Source organism: Wolbachia endosymbiont of Drosophila barbarae (genome assembly GCF_044752445.1).
Classification (GTDB): Bacteria; Pseudomonadota; Alphaproteobacteria; order Rickettsiales; family Anaplasmataceae; genus Wolbachia; species Wolbachia pipientis.
The window spans coordinates 1-5,600 of record NZ_JBIXJM010000145.1; the positions used below are offsets into that span (position 1 = coordinate 1).

Sequence of the window (5,600 nt, forward strand, 5' to 3'; positions counted from 1 at the left end):
CTTTGCCTTTTTTCCTGCTTAGTAAATTTCTTAAACACTTGCGGTGTAGGTTAGTTGCAAGTTAAAAGCATCTAAATCGCTCTTAATCAAGCGTTTTAGAATAAAAAAAACGCCGGTATTTTAGTACATGGTAAATAGCCAACCACCACGGGGCTTCTTTTGCCTTTTTTTTATTTGGTAAATTTCTTAAACATTTATAGTTACAATTTAAGAGCCCGTAAAGGGTGTCATTCCAGTGCCCCTGTGATGTATTCCAGTGCTTGACACTGGAATACAGTTTTCCATATAATCTCATCGAAAATGTTGTAACCACTTTCCATGCTAGTTTGCTTGTGAACAAGCAAACTTTTCTGGATCCCAGTGTCTGGGCACTGGGATGACAAGAGAAGGTACTAGCCTGACACCCTGACAACCGTCATCCCGCTGCTTGTTAGCGGGATCTATGCTAATGCCCTTTTATTCTTTCAATTATGTTATTTGCATTTAAATCTGTCTGTTCCGCAACTTCAGTGAATACAGTTGAATACTCCCTAAAACTGATCGTCATAACTTTACCCTACTTTGAATAATATTTTGATCATTACATATTGTAACAAAAAAAAAATCAACTCATTTCTTCTAACGGCTCTATATTAAAGATAGAAAGTCCAGAAGCAATGACGTGTGCTAAGGCTTGGACAAGTTGCAGCGGTGAGATCTTCTTATATTTTTAATTGTGTAATCTCCTGTGTTTGTAAATGTTTTTTCTATGCCCCACTGCAGTAATAAGTACTCTGCACTCTGAATGATTTATGCTGTAAATTATACAGTAGTTGCTAACCCTTATCCTATATTGCCCTCTAAAGCTATGACATAAAGGCTTTCCTAGATTAAAAGGATCAACTGTAAGGCGTTTCTTTATGGCCTCCTGAACCATTAATTTAATCTTTGCCGGAAGAGCTGGAATTTCTTTTTCAATAACATTTTTTAAGAATTTTATAGTGTAAGTTTTATTTCCAGATGTTTTCATCATCCTCTACTTCTTCTTCACCTTCAGAGAGGCGATCGTCAGCTATTTTGGATAGCTCTACATCTTCTTCGAACTCTTCTTCCACTAAATCTACTAAAACTTCAGGAATAGTTTTATTTTGAGTCTCTGCCATTTCTATAAGATACTGAGCCAATTTACTGTCAAAACTTACATTAACATTGAGCTTTTTTTGACTGTGAGCCATATATTAACCAGAAAATACTACTATAAACTATAACATTTTTACTTAATTTTGTCAACTTCTCTATTCGTTGAAAAAACAATCTTGCATAAAAAAATCAACTCATCTCTTCCAAAGGCTCTATATTGAAGATAGAAAGTCCAGAAGCGATGACGTGTGCTAAGGCCTGCACGAGAAACATTCTTGCAGCGGTGAGGTTTAAGTTGTCTTCCAGTATGAAACGCATGTTTAAATCACTCTTGCCATACCCCCATAAAACGTGAAACGCTTCTGCAACTTCAAGTAAGTAGAAAGTAATTCTGTGTGGCTCACAAAGCCTTGCTGCAATTTCTACCACATCTGGCCACTTTGCTAAGGTTTTTATGAGGAAGAGCTCTCCACCTGTCCTTAAAAGTGAAGGATCTGCTGTTGGGAGCTCTTTTGGAGCATTACGCATTAACGAATGAGCACGAGCATGCGCATATTGCACGTAAAAAATAGGGTTGTCTTTTGACTGTTCTTTAACTTTAGCAAAATCAAAGTCCAAGACCATATCATTCTTGCGTGTTAGCATTATAAAACGAGTTATGTCCCTGCCAACTTCTTCCACTACATCTCTTGCTGTTAGGAAGTTTCCTGATCTTTTGGACATCTTAACAGGTTTGCCGTTCTCGAAAAAATTCACAATATTATGCAGTTTTACCTCTATTTTTGCTTGATCATCACTGAGCGCAGAGACGACTGCTTTGAGTCTTTTGACATAACCGCCGTGGTCACTACCAAGCTCTACGATCATATTGTTAAAACCACGCGATATCTTATCAAAATGGTAAGCAATATCCGAGGCAAAATAAGTCCAACTGCCGTCCTCTTTTTTCAGTGCGCGGTCAACATCATCGCCAAATTTTGTAGAGCGAAATAACATTTCTTTTCTGGAAGTCCAATTTTCACTTTCTTTGCCTTTTGGTTTCTCCAAGTACCCTTCATACACTAGACCCTTGTCAGACAATATCTTTATACTCTCTTCAATTTTGCCACTTTTTTGTAGCTCATACTCTGAAGTAAAAACATCATGACTTACTCCAAGTAAGTTCATGTCTTCCTTTATGATTTCTAAGATAGAACTTAAAGTATAGTCTCTAATCACTTGATTATCTTGCTTTTCTAGAAGCTCTGCGCCATATTTTTTGGCCAGCCCAGTCCCTATTGGTTTTAAATATTCACCTGGGTATAAACCTTTTTCGATGCTGATTTTTTCTCCCAGAGCTTCTTTGTACCGCAGATATACTGACTTTATTAGTGTATCTATCTGCGCTCCAGCATCATTAATATAGTATTCCTTAGTAACTTTATAACCAACTTTTTTCAATAAATTTGCCAGAACGTCACCAAATACTGCCCCTCTTGCATGACCAATATGCAGTGGACCAGTTGGATTTGCAGATACAAATTCAACATTAATGGCCTGATTGTTCCCTATATCTAGGGTGCCAAACTCTGTTTTTAGCTCATTTATTTGTTTTAAAATTCCATGCCACACTTCTATTTTTAAGTGCATGTTGATGAAACCAGAGCCTGCTATTTCCACTTTTGCAACTTCATCAAAAAGTTCAAATTCTTTGGCTAAAACCTCTGCAATTTCAATGGGATTCTTCTTTTCATGCTTTGCAAGCACCATAGCAACATTTGTGTAAATGTCTCCATGGACTCTATTGCTTGGAGGCTCTATGATAAAGTTTGCTGCACTTGTGCTTATAACACCCCTTTGTTTCAACTCATTCAATTTACTAAAGATTAGAGAAGAAATCTGCTTAAAAATGTTCATTCACTATATTGCTATAAAATCTATAGCAGTATAGTGAATAAGTGGGACTAGTTGAAGGTTTATCTTAACTATTTTATCTTCCTGGATCAAAGTTTATATTAAGTCGTTGCCGTAACCATGGTAAGAGAAAGCCATACCTTCGCTGTAACCATCATTACCAGCATCAGGCTCTTCAACATCATCAGTTACTACCTGATCTTCAGTTGTGATTTTATCCTTGATCGTCTCGTCTACACCCTCATCACTATAAGAAAATTTGTTAGTATATGAATAGCGATTATTGATTTTATCACTATAGTTATGTTTTAACATAGAGACCTCCTATACAGTCAAAATTGGAATTACATTAAGATAGAACAAGCTATGAATATAACGTGAATGAAAGAAACTACAGATCACGAAATTTCCGGATAACTATGGAACCATTATAAAATAATAAAATTAAAAATTTAATAATTTTAATTATAAATCTAGCATATCAACTAACGGTATGATTTAAATTTTCTTTCAATTCCACTGTATCTTCGCCAGTTTTGCATATAGCCCGTCTTTACTTATTAGAGAGTCATGAGTGCCTACTTCTTCTACTTTTCCATGATTAATTACTATAATCTTGTCAGTCTTGAGTGCGGTTGATAGCCTGTGTGTAATTACGATTGTTGTTCTGTTTTGCATTAACTTGCTCAATGCTTTTTGCACGAGGTTCTCACTTTTGTAATCAAGGGCAGAGGTTGCTTCATCCAGTATTAAAACCTGAGGATTGTTGAGTATGGCCCTTGCTATTACAATACGTTGTTTTTGTCCTTCAGAAAGTTTTAATCCTCTTTTTCCTACAAATGTATCAAATTTATCAGGCAGCTTATCAATAAATTCCATCGCATAAGCGCTGATGGCTGCTTGCTTCACTTCCTCATATTCGGCACCTGGTTTGCCATATAGTATATTTTCCATTATTGAGCAAGAGAATATCATGTGATCTTGTGGCACTAAGCCAAACAACGATCTGAGGTCATTTAGCGCAATTGACTTAATATTGTGCCCATCGATAGTAATGCTACCTTTGTTTGGATCATGAAAACGGAGCAGAAGCTTTAAAATGGTGCTTTTACCACTGCCAGATGGTCCAACAATTGATACTGCTTGACCTGCCTCTATAGAAAATGATACGTTATTTAACGCTGGCTTATCAGACTGAGATTCATAAAAAAATGTTACGCCATTAAACGAAATTCCCTTTTGAACACTACAAATTTTTATAGGATCATCGGGATCTGCTATAGAGCTTTTCATATTTTTAAATTCAAATAAACGCTCTACTATTCCAAGACCTCGTTGTAAATCACTGATATTATCGCTCAAATTATTTATAGCTCCTGCCGCAAGCGCTGAATAAAACACAAATGAGGAGAGTTCTCCAATAGTTATATTATTGCTTAAGACTTCTTTAATACCAAAAAAGAGCAAAACAACTAGTGAACCTATCACACACGTGATAACTAGAGTTACTAAAATAGCACGCAAGAGTACTAATTTTACGTATGATTTTGATACTGAGTTTAAATGTTCCTTAAAACGGATTTTTTCGTTTTCCTCGAGTACAAACGATTTGATAGTCACTATAGATCTAAAATTTTCCTCACTAAATGACGCAAGCTCACTTAATTTATCCTGGGCAAAGCGTGCATGGCTACGCACTTTTTTTCCAAGTGAGGTCATGATAATGAGTAGTATAGGTATTATTGCGGCTGCATACGCAGTTAGTTGTATATTTGTATACAATAACATAGCAACACTACCAATCAGAATCACAAAATTTCGTAATATGGTTAGTAAGCTGCTGTTTATTATTGATTGCAGCACAGAGGTATCAGTAATTAACGCTGAGATAACATCTTGTACGCCTGTGTTCTCAAAGAAACTTGGTTGCAAGTTAGTGATACTGCTATATAAGTCATATCTGATTCTTGCGATAACTTTCTCGCTGCCAATGCCAATGAAATATAACCGAGTAAATGCAGTGAGAGAAATGGCTAAAACTATAAGTATTGCAACTAATAGTTTGGTAGTAAAATCGTGCTCTGTGCCAGAATCAATTATATTGCTTAAGCCTCTGCCAAAGAGGAGGATCGTTAAGGCTGAAAATAAAACTGCAATAAAAGCTATGACAAAATAGGATAGATTAGGCTTTATATAGTAAAATAACTGCCTAATATTAGATCGCATCGTATTTTAAAGTTTCTAAAGTTAAGTATATAGATTCTAGTTTCAGGGGAAAGGGGAAAGGTGTAGTATGAAGCAATTTAGGTTCTGCAGCTGTTATAGTCCACCAAGAAAGGGTAGTAGCCCGCAGAAACGAAAAACTTGCTTGACAAACTCCGCCAGTCCTCTTATCATGGTATTGAAGGTATTCAGTTATCTTCATCTGTGCAGATTAAACAGCAAGAAAACAACGTAGTTGGCGTCTTATTTTTAATTTTTTGCACTATGTCCACCTTATGTCTTCACAACATTTCTAGGTTTTTACCTATATAAGCTGAAACGCGCTTATAAGTCGTTTAAGACAGTATAGTACGCCAATTTGCAGG

At 36.1% G+C, this 5,600-nt stretch carries 6 protein-coding genes; all 6 read right to left on the minus strand.

Translation table 11 applies throughout. From position 1 onward, the window contains the following. Nucleotides 1–227 precede the first annotated feature (227 nt). The 6 genes from ACIPNH_RS02500 to ACIPNH_RS02525 all read right to left on the minus strand — a co-directional run bounded on the left by ACIPNH_RS02500 (nt 228) and on the right by ACIPNH_RS02525 (nt 5,238). Nucleotides 228–383: a hypothetical protein gene (locus ACIPNH_RS02500; RefSeq protein WP_167347043.1), complete on the minus strand. Its 156-nt coding sequence runs from the start codon at nt 381–383 to the stop codon at nt 228–230. 326 nt (nt 384–709) lie between these two features. After that, complete coding sequence (locus tag ACIPNH_RS02505; protein ID WP_265024662.1) at nt 710–1,012, minus strand: type II toxin-antitoxin system RelE family toxin; 303 nt, start codon at nt 1,010–1,012, stop codon at nt 710–712. Further along, nucleotides 990–1,214 carry a hypothetical protein gene (locus tag ACIPNH_RS02510; RefSeq protein WP_400771532.1) on the minus strand — a complete coding sequence of 75 codons (225 nt, stop codon included), beginning with the start codon at nt 1,212–1,214 and terminating at the stop codon, nt 990–992. The genes ACIPNH_RS02505 and ACIPNH_RS02510 overlap by 23 nt, the downstream gene beginning before the upstream one ends. Before the next feature lie 94 nt (nt 1,215–1,308). Further along, nucleotides 1,309–3,015, minus strand: a complete 1,707-nt coding sequence (gene argS, locus ACIPNH_RS02515; RefSeq protein ID WP_264724192.1) for an arginine--tRNA ligase — start codon at nt 3,013–3,015, stop codon at nt 1,309–1,311. A 93-nt stretch (nt 3,016–3,108) separates the two neighbouring features. Further along, on the minus strand, nt 3,109–3,327 hold the full coding sequence (locus ACIPNH_RS02520; RefSeq protein ID WP_010962563.1) for a hypothetical protein: 219 nt from the start codon (nt 3,325–3,327) through the stop codon (nt 3,109–3,111). Between the two features lie 195 nt (nt 3,328–3,522). Continuing rightward, nucleotides 3,523–5,238, minus strand: coding sequence for an ABC transporter ATP-binding protein (locus ACIPNH_RS02525; protein WP_264724193.1), 1,716 nt, complete (start codon nt 5,236–5,238; stop codon nt 3,523–3,525). Nucleotides 5,239–5,600: the final 362 nt, after the last annotated feature.